Genomic DNA, 17,924 nt, shown 5'->3' on the forward strand with positions numbered 1-17,924 from the left:
TGGAATACCTCAAGCGGGTCACGGCCGAGTTGCAGCAGACCAAGCAGCGGCTGCGCGACGCCGAACAGGCGACCCGCGAGCCGATCGCCGTGGTCGGCATGGCCTGCCGATTCCCCGGCGACATCGGCTCCCCCGAGGACCTGTGGCGGCTGCTCGACGCCGGCGGCGACGCGATCGGCGATTTCCCCGCAGACCGGGGCTGGGACCTGGACGCGCTCTACGACCCGAACCCCGACACCCCCGGCCGCACCTACACGCGGCGCGGCGGATTCCTGCGCGGCGCAACCGAGTTCGACCCCGAGTTCTTCGGCATCTCGCCTCGCGAGGCGACAGCCATGGACCCACAGCAGCGCCTGCTCCTGGAAACCTCCTGGGAGGCGCTGGAGCGCGCCGGGATCCGCCCCGCCTCGCTGCGCGGCGCCGGAGTGGGGGTGTTCGCCGGGGCGATGGCCCCGGACTACGGCCCCCGGCTGCACCAGGCCGTCGGCGGCGCGGAGGCGCACCTGCTCACCGGTACCGCCAACAGCGCCGCGTCCGGCCGCATCGCGTACACCCTCGGATTCGAGGGCCCCGCCGTCACCGTCGACACCGCGTGCTCGTCGTCGCTGGTCGCCCTGCACCTGGCGATGCGTTCCCTGCGCCGGGGCGAGTGCACCATGGCCCTCGCCGGCGGCGCCACCGTGATGTCCACGCCGGGCATGCTCGTCGCGTTCAGCCGACACCGCGGACTGGCCGCCGACGGGCGGTGCAAGTCGTTCGCCGACGCGGCCGACGGCACGGGCTGGGCCGAGGGCGTCGGGATGCTTCTGGTGGAACGCCTCTCCGACGCCCGACGGCTCGGGCACCCGGTGCTGGCCGTGCTCCGCGGCAGCGCGGTCAACCAGGACGGCGCCTCGAACGGACTGACCGCCCCGAACGGCCCGGCCCAGCAACGGGTGATCCGCCAGGCGCTCGACGACGCCGACCTGTCGCCGTCCGACGTGGACGCGGTCGAGGCACACGGCACCGGTACCGGCCTCGGCGACCCGATCGAGGCCCAGGCCGTCCTGGACACCTACGGCCTCGACCGCGAACGCCCGCTTTGGCTGGGCTCGTTGAAGTCCAACATCGGCCACACCCAGGCCGCCGCCGGGATCGGCGGCGTGATCAAGATGGTGCTCGCGCTGCGCCAGGGCGTGTTGCCGAGGACGCTGCACGTGGACACCCCGTCCTCGCACGTGGACTGGTCGACGGGCCCGGTACGGCTGCTGACGGAGCGTCGGGAATGGCCGGTGACGGGCGCGCCGAGACGGGCCGCGGTGTCCTCGTTCGGGATCAGCGGCACCAACGCACACCTGATCCTGGAGCAGGCCCCGGAGCCCGAACCGGCCGCGCCGCGGACCCGCGCCGAGTTGCCGCTCGTCCCGCTGATCCTCTCCGGCCCCACCCCCGAAGCGCTCGCCCGCCAGGCCGCGCGGCTGCTGTCCACGGCCGACGCCATCGATCCGCTCGACGCCGGCTTCTCGCTGGCCACCACCCGGACGGCGTTCGAGTATCGGGCCGCGATCATGGCCGGGGATCGTGACGAGATGCGCGCCGGTCTCCGGGAGATCGCCGTCGGCGGATCCGGCCCCGGCGTCCTGCGGGGAGTCGCCCACCCCGGCCGCACCGCGTTCGTCTTCGCCGGCCAGGGCACCCAACGGCTCGGCATGGGGCGCGAGTTGTACGCGGCCTTCCCGGCCTTTGCGACGGCCCTGGACGAGGTGTGTACCGGCTTCGACGGCCACCTCGACCGTCCGCTGCGCGAACTCCTGATCGAACCACCGGAGAACGCGGCGGAGTTGCTGGACCGCACCGGCTGGGCGCAACCCGCGCTGTTCGCGATCGAGGTGGCGCTGACCCGGCTGCTCGGCTCGTGGGGCGTACGCCCGGAGGTACTGGCCGGGCACTCCATCGGCGAACTGTCCGCGGCCTTCGTCGCGGGCCTGTGGACGCTCGAGGACGCCTGCCGCGTCGTGGCGGCGCGCGGACTGCTGATGGAACGGCTGCCCGAGGGCGGCGCGATGGTGTCGATCCAGGCCACGGAGGACGAGGTCGCGGCGGCCTCGGCGGACGGCCCGGCCGGCATCGCCGCCGTGAACGGACCCGAGTCGGTGGTCGTCTCCGGCGAGTGCGACGCCGTACTGCGCCTCGCCGAACACTTCGCCTCCCTCGGCCGCCGCACCAGGCGCCTTCGGGTCAGCCACGCGTTCCACTCGCCCCTGATGGACCCGATGTTGGCGTCCTACCGGAAGGTTCTCGCCGAAGTCACCTATCACGAACCCGTGTTGCCGATCGTGTCGACCGTCACCGGCGAGCCGTTGGCGGCGCGGACGGTGTGCGCGCCCGAGTACTGGGTGCGCCAGGTCCGCGAGCCGGTGCGATTCGCCGCCGCGATCCGCCGGCTGCGGCACGACGGCGTCACCCGCTTCGTCGGCATCGGCCCCGACGCCGCGGTGAGCACGATGGCCGAGGGCTGCTTCACCACGTCCCCCGAACCGGACCCGGCCCCCTTCGCGGTGCCGGTGCTGCGTGCCGACCGCCCGGAACCGCACACCGCGCTGACCGCGCTGACCACGGCACACGTGCACGGCGTGGAGGTGGACTGGCACCGGGTGTTCGCCGGTACCGGCGCGACCACCGTGACCCTGCCGACCTACGCCTTCCGGCACGACCGCTACTGGATGGACGCGTCCGCGTCGCCGGGCGACCTGCGGTCGGTCGGCCTGTCCGCCGGCGAACACCCGTTGCTGGGTGCGGTGTTGGCCCGCCCGGAGGCCGGCGGTGCGGTGTTGACCGGTCGACTGTCCCTGGCGACCCACCCCTGGCTGGCCGACCACGCGATCCTCGGCCGGGTGATCGTCCCCGGTGCGGCGTTCGTGGAGATGGCGCTGCGCGCCGCCCGCGAGGTGCACTGCGACCTGCTCGACGAGCTGACCCTGCACACCCCGCTGGTCCTGGGCGAGCGGGACGGGGTCCGGGTCCAGGTCGTGGTGGAGGACGCCGACGAGTCGGGCCGGCGGGCGGTGTCGGTGTACGCCCGGCACGAGGACGGCGGCGAGTGGGTCCGGCACGCCGCCGGTTCGCTCATCGAGCGGGCCGAACCGGCGCTGTTCGACGCGGCCGAGTGGCCGCCGGAGGGGGCGGAGGAGGTCGCGATCGGCGATGTGTACGCGGACCTCGCCGCACGCGGCTACGACTACGGCCCGGCGTTCCGGGGGCTTACGGCGGTGTGGCGGCGCGAGGACGAGGTCTTCGCCGAGATCGCCCCGCCGGTGGAGTCGATGGGGGACGCGGAGCGATTCGGCCTGCATCCGGCGCTGCTCGACGCGGCGCTGCATGCGGTCTGGTACGGCTCGTTCCTGGCCGGCATGGACGGCGCCGTGCTCCCGTTCGCCTGGTCCGGTGTGTCCCTGTCGGCGGTCGGCGCGTCGGCGCTGCGCCTGCGGATGTCGGCGGCCGGCCCGGACACGGTCTCGATCGTGCTCGCCGACCCGACCGGCGCGCCGGTGGCGTCGGTCGAGGGCCTGCGCTTTCGGCGGATGCCGGCCGGCGGCCGGGGCACGCCCGCGGAGTCGATGTTCCGGGTGGACTGGTCACCGGCGCCGACGCGGCCGACGCCATTGACGCGGCCCGCCCGGTGGACGCTCGTTTCCGCCCTGGCGGAGGTGCCCGCCGACCCGGGCGTGGTGTTCCTGCGCTGTCCGGTCGGACCGGACGCCCGGGAGGTCACCGGCGCGGTGCTCGCGGTCATGCAGGAGTGGCTGGCCGACGAGCGGTACGCCTCCGCGACGCTCGTCCCGGTGACCCGGGGAGCGGTGGGCGCCGACGCGAAGGATCCGGTCGACGGGCTCGCCCAGGCGGGCGTGTGGGGTCTCGTACGGTCCGCGCAGACCGAGAACCCGGGTCGATTCGGTCTGGTCGACGTCGACGCCGACGCGATGACGGATACGAACACGGCCACGGACTCCGCGTCGCCGCCGTGGGACACCCTCGCCGCGCTGATTCCGCAGGAGCCACAACTGGCCGTGCGGTCCGGCCGGGTCCTGGTACCCAGGCTCGTCCGCGCGGAGGTCGGCTCCGGCACCGCGCCGGCAACGGCGTTCGGGTCCGGGACGGTACTCGTCACCGGCGGGACCGGCACACTCGGCGTGATCGTCGCCCGCCACCTGGTCGCCACCCACGGGGTGCGGCGGTTGGTGCTGGTCAGCCGCGCCGGCGCGGACTCCCCGAGGGGTGCGGAACTCGCGGCCGAACTGACCGCGGCGGGCGCCGAGGTCGTGTTGGCCGCCTGCGACACGACCGACCGCGCCGCGCTGTCCCGGGTCCTGGCCGACATCCCGGCCGAGGTCCCGCTGACCGCGGTCGTGCACGCGGCCGGCGTCCTGGACGACGGGATCCTCACCGAACTGACCCCGCAGCGGCTCGACGCGGCACTGAACCCCAAGATCGTCGCCGCCCGGAACCTGCACGAGGCGACCCGTGACCTCGACCTGTCCGCGTTCGTGCTGTTCTCCTCGATGTCCGGCCTGATCGGCCCGGCCGGTCAGGCGAACTACGCGGCGGGCAACACCTACCTGGACGCCCTCGCGCAACACCGACGGGCCCGGGGGCTGCCCGCGGTGTCCCTGGCCTGGGGCATGTGGGCCGAGCGCAGCACGATGACCGAGGGGCTGACCGACGTCGACCTGGCCCGACTGGCCCGGCTCGGGGTGACCCTGTCCTCCTCGGCGGAGGGCGTCGCGCTGCTGGACGCCGCGCTGGGCCTGGACGAGCCGATGCTGGTCCCGGTCGCCCTCGACCTGGCCCAGGTACGCGCCCAGGCGGACGTACCGCCGCTGCTGCGCCGCCTGGCCGGGCGCGAGGCCGTGGCCCGAACACCGCGACGGGCCCCGGTCGGCTCGGGCCCCGTTCCGGTGGCCGACCGCCTGGCCGGCCTGCCGGAGGACGCCCGGTACGAGGTGCTGCTCGACCTGGTGTGCACCCGGATGGCCGAGGTGTTGCAGTACGCGGCGGGCCGCACGGTCGACCCCGACCGGGCTTTCTCCGACCTCGGCGTCGACTCGGTGTCCGCCGTCGAGTTCCGCAACCGGCTCGGCGCCGAGACGGGCCTGCGGCTGGCCCAAACGCTGGTGTTCGACCACCCCACGGCCGCCGCGGTGGCCCGCGAACTGGCCCGCACGTCAGCGGCCCGCGGCCAGGCACCGACGGGGTCGGTACTGGTCGAGTTGGACCGGGTCGAATCGGCGCTCACCATGGACTCGGCGACCGGTCCCGAGGGCGACGAGATCGCCGAACGCGTCGAGGGCCTGCTCCTGAAGCTGCGCACGTTCCGCGAGTCCGCCGACCGCACCGACGCCAAGCTGGACGTCACCGCCGCGACGGACGAGGAACTCTTCCAGTTCCTCGACGGCCGGTAGCACCGAACGACCAAGGGTCCGCCGGGGCTTCGTCGCCCCGGCGGACCCTTCGGCATGCGCGCCGCGGCAGGCGGCCCGACCGACCTACCCGACCCGCGCCGGCGTCGGGAAGTAGCCGACCCCGGCGAAGAACCGCGCGTACCTGCCGAACAGTTCCGCGTCGATCTCCGGGCAGGAGATGCCGGTACCGGCCAACGCGGCCTCCGTCGCGGCCACATCCATCCGCATGTACAGCGCCTCGCCCGCCGTCATGTAGCTCCGGAAGATGTCGATCGTCGGGAACAGCGCGTTGTCCCGATCGGCACGCACACCGGCGACGAACTCGTCCCAGGACACCTCGTCCAGGACGTGGCCCAACTCCCGCAACCGCCCCACCATGTCGGCGAATCCGATCGCCACGGGATTGAACAGGTGGAACGTGCGCCCGGTCGTCGTGCGGGACAGGGCGAGTACGGCCGCGGCGACGTAGTCCACCGGCACCATCGGGAACAGTGCGTTCGCCCCCACCGGCACCGCCCGGGCCTGGAGGCTGCCCTTCAGGCTCAACCAGACGAAGTCGCGGGTCTGGCAGGCGCCGTTGGTCCGCGCGCCCGAGACCACGTCGGCGCGATAGATCGACACGGGCAGGCCGCGCTCCCGAGCAAGTCCGATCACCTTCTCGGCGACGTACTTGCTCTGCCGGTACCCGTTGGTCAACTCCTCCGGCGGCCCGGTGGGATCCTGCGGGGTCAACCCGGCGCCGCCGGGTGCCGGCCGAGCGAAGACGCCCGTGCTGGACACGTAGTGCAGCGGCACCGTGCGGTACAGCGCGGCGAGCCGCAGCGCCTCCTCCGTACCGGTCACGTTGGCCGCCTTCAACGACGTGTACGGGTGCAGCCAGTTCACCGTCGCGCCCGCGTGGTACACCACGTCGACCTCGCGGGCCAGGCGCTCGTACCGCTCGGCGTCCAACCCGAAGCGCGGCTCGGCGAGGTCACCGGTGACCACCGCAAGCCGGTCCCGGTCGATCTCGTCCCAGATGCCGTACCAGCTCAGATTCGCCCGCAGCCGCTCCAGCGCGGACGCCTCGTCGGCACCCCGGACCAGGCAGTGCACGACGGCTCCGGTCTCGCGCATCAGGTCCCGGAGCAGAAAGGCGCCGACGAACCCGGTCGCTCCGGTGAGGAACACCCGCCCCGGATCGGCGACCACCTCGACCACCTCCGCGGCCGGGACCACATCCTCGGCCAGCCGCACCTCGGCCGCGAAGTCCACGCCGGAGCGCGCCGGGGAATCGGCACGGCTGGAGAGTTCGGTGAGAAGGTGATCGATCAGCGCCGCCGGGGTGTCGTGGTCGAACAGCAGGGTCGGCGGCAGGCGCAGCCCCGTCTCGCCCTCCAGCCGGTTGCGCAACTCGACCGCGGTCAGCGAGTCGAATCCCAACTCGGTGAAGACGACGCCGGGGGTGATGTGGTCGGTGCCGCGGTGACCCAGGATCGCGGCCACGGCGGCGCGCACCAGATCGAGCAGGAGTTCGCGTCGACCGGCGTCGTCGAGCGGCGCCAAGCGCTCCGCGAGGTGCCCGGTGTCCCGGGTCGTCGCGGTGATCACCCGCCGGGCCGACGTGCGCACCAGGCCGCGCAACACGGGCATGACCGGGCCGGGTTGCCGCTCGATCCGGGCGATGTCGAGATGCATCGGCACCGTCGTCGGGTGCACGGTCACCAGCGCCGCGTCGAACAGGTCGGGGCCCTCGGCCGGTTCGATCGGACGCAGCCCGGCCTGCGTCGCCCGACTCCGGTCCACCTCGGACAGCCGGGACGCCATGCCGTGCTCCTGCGCCCATGCCGCCCAGGCGAGCGAGTGGGCCGGCAGCCCATTGGCCCGACGGTGCTGCGCGAGCGCGTCCAGGAACTGGTTGGCGGCCGAGTAGTTCGCCTGCCCCGGCGACCCGACCACACCGGCGACGGAGGAGAACAGCACGAACATGGCCAGGTCGTCGTCGAGGGTCGCCTCGTGCAGATGCAGCGCGGCGTCGACCTTGGGCCGCAGTACGAAGGCGACACGCTCGCGCGTGAGCGCGGTGAGGATGCCGTCGTCGATGACCCCGGCGGTGTGCACGATGCCGGTCAGCGCGTGCTCCGAGGGGATCGCGGCGAGCACCCGGTCCACGGCGTCGCGGTCAGTGATATCGGCCGCGACGACGGTGACCCGGGCCCCGAGCGCGGCGAGTTCGTCCCGCAACTCCCGGGCCCCGGGCGCGTTTGGCCCGCGTCGACTGGTCAGGACCAGGTTCCGCACGCCGTACTCGGTGACCAGGTGGCGGGCGAACAGCGCGCCCAGCGCGCCCGTTCCGCCGGTGACCAGGACCGTTCCGTCGGGCTTCAACTCCGGCCCGGCCACGGCCTCCGGGCACACCCTGGCCAGCCGGGGAGTACTCGCGTGCCCGCCGCGGATGGCCACCTGCTCGTGCCCGGACACGATCGCCGCGCCGAGCCGCGCGGCGCTGGCCGGGCTGTCGTCGACGTCGATCAGCGTGATCCGCCCCGGGTTCTCCACCTGGGCCGACCTGACCAGACCCCAGACCGGGGCCGAGCCGAGTTCGACGTCCGCGTACTCGTGCGTGGCGACCGCGTTGCGCGTGACCACAACGAGACGGGAGGTGCCGAACGCCAGGCCCTCCCGGACCAGTTCCAGCGCGCGAACGGTGGCCCGGTGCGCCGCGTCCGCGAGATCGGCCCCGGCCGGTTCGTCGATCATCGCGACGAGGACGTCCCCGGCGGCCTCCGCGACCCGCCCGACGCGTCGCGCGTGCCCGACGGGCGGTGAATCCCCGAGCACGGCCCAGCCGGTGGGGTCGAGGTCGTCCGGATCGGGGAGGGTGATCGGCGACCAGGCCGTGTGGAACAGGGAGTTCGCCATCACCCTGTCGTGCCGGCGGGTGACGGGAGCCCGCCGACGCCGCAACGCACGCACCTCGGCGACCGGTTCACCCGCCTCGTCGGCCAGCCACACCCGGAATCCGTCCCGCTCCCCGGGCCTGATCCGAACCCTGAGCGCACGCGAACCGGCGGCGTACAGGTCGAACCCGCGCCACGACAGCTCGGCGGCGTCCCGCCCCACCGCGAGCAACGCGTGCAGCGCGGCGTCGAGCAGCGCCGGATGGATCCCGAACGTGTCCGGGTCCGTGTCGTCGGGGAGCCGCACCTCGGCGAACAGATCCGCCCCCTGCCGCCACAGGGCCCGCAGCCCCCGGAACACCGGCCCGTACGCACGACCCTCCCCGTCGAGCCGCGCGTAGAGGTCGTCGAGCCCGACCGGGACCGCGTCGGGCGGGGGCCAGGCGGCCAGGGAGATGAGCGGCGCCGGCGCCGGCTCGGTGAGCAGCCCGCCGGCGTGCACGAGCCACTCGGCGCCCGGATCGTCCCGATCCGGCCGAGAGCCGATCGTGATCGGTCGACAACCGTCCTCGTCGGGCGGACCCAGCGTCACCTGGACCTGCACTCCGCCGCTCTCCGGGACGGCCAGGGGGGCATGCGTCGTCAGATCCGCGACGCCGGAGCAGCCCACCTCGTCACCGGCCCGGACCGCCAACTCGACCAGGGCCGCCGGGGGCAGCGTCACGGTGTCGTCGACGCGGTGGTCGGCGAGCCAGGGATGGGTGCGCAGGGAGATCCGACCGGTGAGCACGAGCCCGGCGCCGCCCGCGAGTTCGATGGCGGTCGTCAGCAGCGGGTGCTCCGGCGTGATCGGCCCGAGGCCGGTGGTCCGGCGTCCGCCGGGGGAGGTGCCGTCCAGCCAGTACGGCCGGTGCTCGAAGGGGTAGGTGGGCAGATCGACGAGCGAGGCGTTCGTGCCGGCGAACAGGCGTCGCCAGTCGACGGTGTGCCCGTGGGTGTGCAGGCGGGCGAGCGCGGTGAGAGCCGTGCGGGCCTGCGAGCGGTCGCGGTGCTGGAGGGCGACGAACAACCCGTCCGGCGCGGTCTCCGGGCCCAGGGCCGTGAGCACACCGTCGGGGCCGATCTCCAGGAACCGCGTGACGCCCTGCTCTCGCAGGCGCGCGATGTGCTCCGCGAAGCGCACCGGCTCGCGGACGTGGTCGACCCAATACCGCGCCGAGCGCACATCGGCCGGGTCGGCCGCCATGGGAATGCCGGGCTCGCCCAGTTCGACCGTGTCCAGGACACCGGCGAACTCGTCGAGGATCGCATCCATCGCCGGCGAGTGGAAGGCGTGGCTCACGGTGAGCCGGTTCGTCTTGTGGCCGCGCTCGCGCAGCGTTTCGGCGACGGCCAGGACCACGTCCTCGGCGCCGGAGACCACCACCGACGTCGGCCCGTTGACCGCCGCGATGTCGGCCCGGTCCTCACGCCCGCGCAACAGATCGCGCACCTCGGCCTCGGTGGCCCGCACCGCGACCATCGCCCCGCCGGCGGGCAACGCCTGCATCAACCGACCACGAGCGGCGACGACCCGGCACGCGTCGGCCAAGCCCAGCACACCGGCGACATGCGCGGCGGCCAACTCCCCGATCGAGTGCCCGGTCACGAAGTCGGGCCGTACGCCCCACGCTTCCAGCAGCCGGAACATCGCCACCTCGACCGCGAACAACGCCGGCTGCGTCCACCCGGTCCGATCCAGCCCCTCGCCGTCCCCGAAGACGACGTCCTTCACCATCGCGGGCAACACGGCGTCGAAGTGACCACAGACCTCGTCGAACGCCGCCGCGAACACCGGGAACGTCTCGTACAACTCCCGGCCCATGCCGACACGTTGTGCCCCCTGACCGGTGAACAGGAACGCCAGGCGCCCCTCGCCCACCGGCCCGGACACCAGCCCCGCCGCCGACTCACCGGCGGTCAACGCCCGCAACCCCGCGACGAGTTCGTCACGATCCCCGGCCACCACGACCGCACGGTGCTCGAACGTCGACCGCGACACCGCCGCCGACAAACCCACATCCGGCAACGACGCGCCGTCGACGCCGTCCACCACGGACACCAACCGCTCCGCCTGCGCCCGCAACGCCCCGGCGGACCGCGCCGACAACACCACCGGAACCACCGGCAACACCGACCCGGCCACCGGCTCCACCCGCTCCGGGTCGTCGACGGGCGCCTGCTCGACGACAAGATGCGCGTTCGTCCCGCTCACCCCGAACGACGACACCGCCGCCCGCCGCGGCCGCCCGGTCGACGGCCACGCGCGCCGCTCCGTGACCAGCTCGATCGCCCCGGACGACCAGTCCACCGCGGGTGTCGGCGCGTCCACATGCAGCGTCTTCGGCACCACCCCGTGGCGCATGGCCATGACCATCTTGATCACCCCGGCCACCCCCGCGGCGGCCTGCGTGTGTCCGATGTTCGACTTCAACGAGCCCAACAACAGCGGCTCGCCCGCCGGTCGCGACTGCCCATACGTCGCCAACAGCGCCTGCGCCTCGATCGGATCGCCGAGCATCGTGCCCGTGCCGTGTGCGTCGATGACGTCGACCTCGGCGGGGGAGAGGCCGGCGTTCGCCAGTGCACGACGGATCACCCGTTGCTGCGCCGGACCGCTCGGCGCGGTCAGGCCGTTGGACGCGCCGTCGGAGTTCACCGCGCTGCCCCGGATCACCGCGAGCACCGGATGGCCGAGCCGCCGCGCGTCGGACAGTCGGGCCAGCACCAGCATTCCGACACCCTCGGAGAACCCGGTGCCGTCCGCCGCCGCCGCGAACGCCTTGCAGCGGCCGTCGGGCGCCAGTCCGCGCTGCCGGGAGAACTCGACGAAGCCGTCCGGTACCGGGATCACCATCGCGCCGCCCGTGAGCGCGAGCGAGCACTCGCCGTTGCGCAGCGCGGTGACGGCGTGGTGGATGGACACCAGGGACGACGAGCAGGCCGTGTCCATGCTGACCGTCGGCCCCTCCAGGCCCAGGACGTAGGAGAGCCGACCGGACGCGACACTGGTCAACATTCCGGTCATCGCGTAGCCCTCGATGCCGGTCGCCGACGCGCTGACCGTCGAGGCGTAGCCGGTGTACATCACGCCGACGAACACCCCGGTGTCGGTGCCGCGCAGGGACCGCGGGTCCATCCGGGCCCGTTCGACGGCCTCCCAGGTGGTCTCCAGGAGCAGTCGCTGCTGGGGGTCCATCGCCAGTGCCTCGCGCGGCGAGATGCCGAAGAAGGCCGCGTCGAATCCCTTCACGTCGTCGAGGAATCCACCCTCCCGCGCGTAGAACTTGCCCATGGCGTCGGGGTCCGGGTCGTAACCGCCCTCGACGTCCCAGTCGCGATCGGTGGGAAAACCCGAGATCGCGTCGACGCCTTCGGCGGCCAGGCGCCACAACTCCTCGGGCGTGGACACGCTCCCGGGGTAGCGACAGCCCATGCCCACGATGGCGATGGGTTCGGTCCGGCTCGACTCCAACTCCTCGACCCGGCTTCGGGCCTTGTGCAGGTCCGTGGTGACCCACTTGAGATAGTCGAGCAGCTTCTCGTCCTTGTTCATGTCCCGACCGCCGTTCATCCCACGCCCACCACCGCTCATGAGGACACCGCCCGAATCGAGTGCTCCAGTCCCGCCGCAGGGCCCTGCCTGACCAGTACGGACGAGCCGAGCCGCTCCGCCAGGTACAGCGCGAAGTGCAGGCGCAGGTGGTCCTCGCGCAACGACCGCCCGAGCAGCTGCTCCGCCTTCTTGACCCGATACACCACGGTGTTCTTCGCGATGTGCAGGTGTTTGGCCGTGGTCGCCACGCCCCGCTCGTTGTCCAGCAGGCACCGCACGGTCTCGCGCAACGCGGCCATGGTGCGGTTGTCGGCGGCGAGCGGTCCGAGTTCGCGGCGCACGAAGTCGGCGGTGGCATCGGCGTCGTTGCCGAGCAGGATGACCAGTTCCAGGTCGCCGTAGTCGCACAACCTCGACGGGCCGGGCTCGGTGATGCGGCCGACCCGCTCGGCGGTGATCGCCTGCTGGTGCGAGCGCCGGAAACCCGCGATGCCGTCGCCGGGCAGCCCCGAGGCGACATGCACGTGTGCGGGCAGGTCCATCGGCTTGGCGGAGCGCCGCAGTTCGCCCGGATGATCGGTGGCGCGCCCACCCCACGCCCACAGGCGTCCAGGACCCGCCGGGAGCAGCAACATCGAGGAGCAGCCCACCTGGTCGAGCAGGCGCAGCGCGGTGGTCTCCAGGTCGCGTCTGCTGTCCGGGGTGATCTCGTCCTGCCACAGGATCAGCGCGACGTGATGCAGCGTCAGGTCGTAACGCAGCTGGTGCAGCGCCTTGCGGGTGTCGATCGGCTTGCCCTTGAGGATCGCGCGGACCAACTCGAAGCGCTCGCCGACGGATCCGGCGAACCAGCGGTTGCGTTCGGCGGCGAACTTCTCGGTCACCGAGGCGGACAGGGTCTCCATGCCCTCGAACAGATCGGCCGAGATGGAGCGCATCATGGCCGGCTGGTCCTCGGCGGGGATCATCGTCTCGCGGAACTCGAACAACTCGCGGGTGAAGCTCGCGTGCGTGGCCCGGACGTAGCGGAGCAGGAGGTCGACGGTCGTGTTGTCGGCGATCCGTTCCCGGATGGCGTTGGTGAGTTCGGCGGAAAGCAGGCCGGTGATGGCCCGCACGCCGCTGAGTCGCAGGACGACCCACAGCGCGATTGCCTCGACCAACCGGGTTTCGCCGCACGGCTTGCGATCGAAGCGGGCGAACGGTTCCTCGGACAATTCGGCGAGTAACAGCCGACTGTTCTCGATGGCCCAACCGGTCGCCCCGGAGCCGACGCGGGCGACGACCTCCTCGATCAGCTGCGGGTTCGTCGCCGGTAAGTGGAGTACGGAATCGTCGACGGGTTGAAGTAGGTGGAGCAGGGAATAGGTGGACGTTATCTGTCGTGGCGCGGGAATGGTGGCCTGCGATATCGAATAGCCCGACAACGAGTTGCCTCCGTACCGGAAAGCGGACGCGACTGGGTGTCGGCAGCCTGGCACGGTTTCTCTCGCCCGGGGTAATCATCCGGTAACCGCACGCTCGGAACAAGATTACCGACCGGTGGGCGGAAGCGGTCGACGTGCGTGGTGCGGTGTGATTCGCCGCCCCGGAACGGGCGGAGACGGTGGGCCACCGCCTCCGCCGCAGTGCGCGAAACCCGGGAAACAACGGTTGTTCGGATCGTATGGGGGACGGAGCGTTCCCTATTTCGTCACGCCGAGACCGTCCGTACTCAGCGGTGTCGTCACTCGGGAGGAAAATCCGGCGGTCTTGCCGGAATCGGCCCGGTGCCGCCCGAAGCGCCGCACCAGCGGCATCTCCACGAAGCGATGGAGGACGAAGGAACACGCGAGCGCCACCAGGAACAGCGGGACGATCAGCAGCGCGCCGGTGGTCGACGAAAAGGTACGGGTGGGCCCGATCCAGTCGGCGGCCGCGCCGATGACGATCCAGTGGACCATGTAGAAGGCGAAGGAGAGTTCGCCCAGCAGGACCATCGTCGGTTTGCGGAACACCGAGGCGGTGCGCCGGCGGTCCGCGACCGCGGCGGAGGCGATCAGCGGCGCGGTCCACACCGTGGCGACCCCGGCGGTGCCCGCCAGATACGGCTCGTACCGCGTGATCACGTAGCCGGCGACGGCGATCGCGAACGCCGGTACGAGGCCGATATTCGGCCACCGCCCCGCGGCCACGATCCGGGCCAACAGGATGCCCAGGACGAATTCGAGCGCGCGGATGGGCGGGAAGAAGTACACGAACCACACCTGGTCGAACGACACTTCACCGGACACGGCGAAGGCGGCGAGACGCGGCTGGTCGTCCACCACGAAGGTGGCGACCAGGAACGCCCCCACGATCAGCGCGAGTACGGTGGCCAGCGCCGGCCACAACCACGCCTCGCGGATGCGGCGCAGGAGGGGATACAGGAGCGGGAAGACGAGGTAGAAGAAGAACTCGCAACACAGCGACCAGGTCACGCCGTTGACCGCCGACACGGACCGGATGTCCGGAATCCACGCCTGCTGCATGCTCAGGGCGGCGAACCAGTCGACCCCGCGGGTCGGCCGATCGGTGTGCAGCACGAGCAGGGCGGCCAGTCCGAAGGTGACCAGGTGCATCGGGCCGATCTTGACCATACGGCGGCGCCAGAACGACCGGGTCGTGTCGCCCGCGCTCGCGGTCCAGGTCAGCACGAAGCCGCTGAGGATGAAGAAGAAGCCGACGCCGTACGAGCCCGCCAGGGCGAAGGTCTTGCGAAGGTGGTCCCCGGTGTCGCCCGGGACCAACTGAGGCGTGTACCAGAGGACATGCGTGGTGAAGACCAGCAGCGCCGCCACGAAGCGCAGGCCCGTCAACGACGGCAGTCGCGAGGGTTCGGGATCGGTGGACTCGTTTGCCCGGCCGGCGGTGTGCGGACCGGTCTCCCGCGTCACCATGTCGGCGTCGCGGGTCGCAGTCGGATGACCGGTCGGAGCACAATCGTTTTCCCGAAGTGCGGGGGAGCGGACCGGGAATGGGCGGACGCGGTCGGCGGGCACAGCGGTGTGTGCTCGGGTGCGTGCTTCGGACCGCGCTTCGAAGTGTGCTGTGAAGTGTGCTTCGGTGTGTGCACGAGGGAGTGCGCGGATGTCCGCGCGGATGTCTGCGCAGGATTGGTCGCCTGCGATATCGGATTGCCCGACACGGATAGCCTCCGTACTGGAACGCCGGCGCGGCTGGGGCTCGGCAGCCTTCCACGATTTCACGCGCGTTCGGTAATCCGTCGGTAATCGTGCCCGGGCGGTCCGATTACCGCACGGTGGGCCGAAGACGCGGCCTCGTGGATATCTTGCGAAGCACGCACAGTCCACCGTTCGGCACCGACGAGGAGTGCTCGTGAGCAAGCCGGCCATTCAAGACGTTCGGATCGGTGCCGCGGCCGGCACCGTGCCGTGGGTGTTGTCCGGGCGCAGCGCGGCGGGCCTGCGCGGCCAGGCCGCCCGCCTGCTGTCCAGACTGGAATCCGACGCGGCGCGCGACGTCGCCGCCGATGTCGCCGAAGTCGGCCGATCCCTGGTCGCGGCCGGTGCGACCCACGAGCACCGGGCCGTCGTGCTGGGCGGCGACCGGACCGAACTGGTCGCCGGGGTAAGGGCGCTCGTCGACGAACGGACCGCGCCGAACGTGTTCACCGGGCAGGCGACCCGGCAGGCCCAGGCGGATTCCCGGCCGGTGTTCGTCTTCCCCGGCCAAGGCACCCAGTGGGTCGGCATGGCGGTGGAACTCCTGAACACCTGCCCCGAGTTCGCCCGTGAGATCCGGGCCTGCGCGGAGGCGCTGGCGCCGCACGTGGACTGGTCCCTGGAGGACGTTCTGCGGGGCGCCCCGGACACTCCGCCGCTGGACCGGGTGGATGTCGTGCAACCCGTGCTGTTCTCGATGATGGTGTCGCTGGCCCGCCTGTGGCGCCGCTTCGGCGTGCGACCGGCCGCGACCATCGGTCACTCCCAGGGCGAGATCGTCGCCGCGCACATCGCCGGGGCGTTGTCCCTGGTGGACGCGGCGCGGATCGTGGCGCTGCGCAGCCGGGCCCTGACCGCGATTCGGGGCCGCGGCGAGATGTTGACCGTACTGGCCCCCAACGACCGCGTGCGGACGATGCTGGCCGACCGGGACGGCGTGTTGGCGGTCGCCGCGGTGAACGGCCCGGCCACCATGACGGTCTCGGGCGACGTGGCGGCGATGAAGGAGTTCGGCGCCGCGCTGTCCGCGGCCCGGATGATGCGCTGGCGCGTGCCCGGCGTGGACTTCGCGGCACACTCCCCGCACGTGGAGGATCTGCGCGAGACGCTGCTCGACCTGGCGGCCGGGATCGAACCGGTACGCGGCGACGTGCCGTTCTACTCGACGGTGACCGGAGGGCCGGTGGAGACCGACGAGTTGACCGCGGAGTACTGGTACCGCAACCTGCGCCAGACGGTGCGCTTCGACGACGCGGTGCGCGCGCTGGTCGGCGACGGCCACCGGCTCTTCGTCGAGTGCAGCGCGCAACCGGTGCTCTCGGTCGGGATCCAGGACACCGCCGAAGAGCTGGGTCGCCCGGCCGTGTTGCTGGCCACCCTCCGCAACGAGGACGGTGGGATGGACCGGTTCCTGGCCGCACTGGCCGAGGCGTACGTACACGGCGTCACCGTCGACTGGACGGCGGCCTTCGGCTGACGGACGGCGCGGTGCCGCCCGGTCGGGTCGGCTCCGCGCGGGACGGACGAGGCCGCCGTCCGGGAGCCGGCGGCCTCGTCACGTTCACCCGAGCGCACGGTTCAGCCGGTACGCCGACCACCCGCGGGGGCGGAGGGCGGTGCGGTGCGTGGGGGTTGGTTCTGCGGGGAAGTGGTCCGGCGGTCGGCCCCGGGGATCGTCTCCGGGGGCGCCGGGGAGTTCGACCCGGCCGCTCTCGTCGGCGGCGTCGTGACGGCTGTGGACGGGCTCGGCGCGTCGGTGCTCGGCGTACTCTCGACGGACGGCGCACCGGTGGGCGGCGCGGGCACGGCCGGCGGCACGGTCACCGGGCGCGGGCCGTCCGGCGTCGAGGTCGACCCGATCACCATCCAACCCGCCGCGGCCACCGCGATCGCCGTCACCGCCACCGCCGGGCGCAACGGAACACGCGGCCGACGCACCGGCGCGGCCGGCAGCGGTACCTCGCGCGCACGCAGCGTCGCGGGTGTCACCGCATCGGCCCGTCGGTCCATCCAGTCGCGCAACTCCGATTCCAGGGCCGCGTGTTCCGGCGTCCCCGAGCGCAGGGGTTCGCCACGGTCACGGCGTCGGTTCACGTGTCCTCCTCCCTCAGCAGCCGGTGCAGCGCGGTCAGCCCGCGACTCGCGGTGGATTTCACGGTGCCGGACGGTATGCCCAGCGTGCCGGCGATCTCGCTCTCGCTCAGGTTCTCCCAATAGCGCAACACCAGTACCTCGCGCTGCCGCCGGGTGAGTTGTCCCAACGCCTGCCGCAGTCGCCGATCGCGCTCCGCGCGAAGCGCGTCGTCCTCGGGCGAGGCCGCCGGCGGCAGCACCGGCGGTACCCAGGCCCGGGCCGTACGTCGCCGGCGCAACACCGATCGTGCGCCGTTGACCACACAACGCCGCAGATACGCGGGCGGGTCGTCCAACTCGCCCAGCCGCGCGCCGTACCGTCGAAAGGCGGCCGTGAACGCCTCCTGGACGACGTCCTCCGCCGTCTCCTGGTCGTCCACCAGCAACGTGGCCAGGCGCACCAACCGGATCCGATGCGCGTGATAGAGCTGCGTCATGGTCGGCGGCGGCTCGCCCGCCTCCCTGGTCCGGCGCCGGAACAGGCCGAAGGCCCGCCGCCGGGGCGACGGGGCCTGGACGGGCGGCACCCGAGAGGGCGGGGTCGGGTCGTATCGGACCCTGATGTGGGATTCCTGGATGGCCGTGAACTCCTCGGACGCGAACCGATGAACCACCGGCGCCATACGGCACCGGGCGCCCGGCCGGTGTACCGGGGACAAGGACATCCCCGGTACAC

General features: G+C 72.4%; 6 protein-coding genes and 1 pseudogene. 2 read left to right on the forward strand and 5 right to left on the reverse strand.

What is annotated here, in order from left to right; genetic code table 11:
- Positions 1-14: 14 nt before the first annotated feature.
- Positions 15-5,438 (forward strand): annotated as a pseudogene (locus ACFRCG_RS36840) (SDR family NAD(P)-dependent oxidoreductase); the annotation flags it as partial.
- An 84-nt stretch (positions 5,439-5,522) separates the two neighbouring features.
- On the opposite strand, the gene ACFRCG_RS36845 reads toward ACFRCG_RS36840, so the two are convergent.
- From ACFRCG_RS36845 to ACFRCG_RS36855, 3 genes are all read right to left on the reverse strand, one after another.
- Positions 5,523-11,951: a type I polyketide synthase gene (locus ACFRCG_RS36845; protein ID WP_380039677.1), complete on the reverse strand. Its 6,429-nt coding sequence runs from the start codon at positions 11,949-11,951 to the stop codon at positions 5,523-5,525.
- Positions 11,948-13,339: a PucR family transcriptional regulator gene (locus tag ACFRCG_RS36850; RefSeq protein ID WP_380039679.1), complete on the reverse strand. Its 1,392-nt coding sequence runs from the start codon at positions 13,337-13,339 to the stop codon at positions 11,948-11,950. Before ACFRCG_RS36850 ends, ACFRCG_RS36845 begins: the two co-directional genes overlap by 4 nt.
- Before the next feature lie 258 nt (positions 13,340-13,597).
- Complete coding sequence (locus ACFRCG_RS36855; RefSeq protein ID WP_380039681.1) at positions 13,598-14,830, reverse strand: acyltransferase family protein; 1,233 nt, start codon at positions 14,828-14,830, stop codon at positions 13,598-13,600.
- A gap of 439 nt (positions 14,831-15,269) precedes the next feature.
- Here ACFRCG_RS36855 and ACFRCG_RS36860 point away from each other — a divergent pair, with 439 nt between their 5' ends.
- Positions 15,270-16,592 carry an acyltransferase domain-containing protein gene (locus ACFRCG_RS36860; protein WP_380039683.1) on the forward strand — a complete coding sequence of 441 codons (1,323 nt, stop codon included), beginning with the start codon at positions 15,270-15,272 and terminating at the stop codon, positions 16,590-16,592.
- Positions 16,593-16,693: 101 nt separating this feature from the next.
- Here ACFRCG_RS36860 and ACFRCG_RS36865 read toward each other — a convergent pair whose 3' ends face one another.
- Complete coding sequence (locus ACFRCG_RS36865) at positions 16,694-17,209, reverse strand: hypothetical protein (RefSeq protein ID WP_380039685.1); 516 nt, start codon at positions 17,207-17,209, stop codon at positions 16,694-16,696.
- On the reverse strand, positions 17,206-17,924 hold a 719-nt coding region (locus ACFRCG_RS36870; protein WP_380039687.1), incomplete at its 5' end, for an RNA polymerase sigma factor. The genes ACFRCG_RS36870 and ACFRCG_RS36865, both read right to left, overlap by 4 nt.

Origin of the sequence: Embleya sp. NPDC056575 (assembly GCF_042793325.1) — a bacterium.
Classification (GTDB): domain Bacteria; phylum Actinomycetota; class Actinomycetes; order Streptomycetales; family Streptomycetaceae; genus Embleya.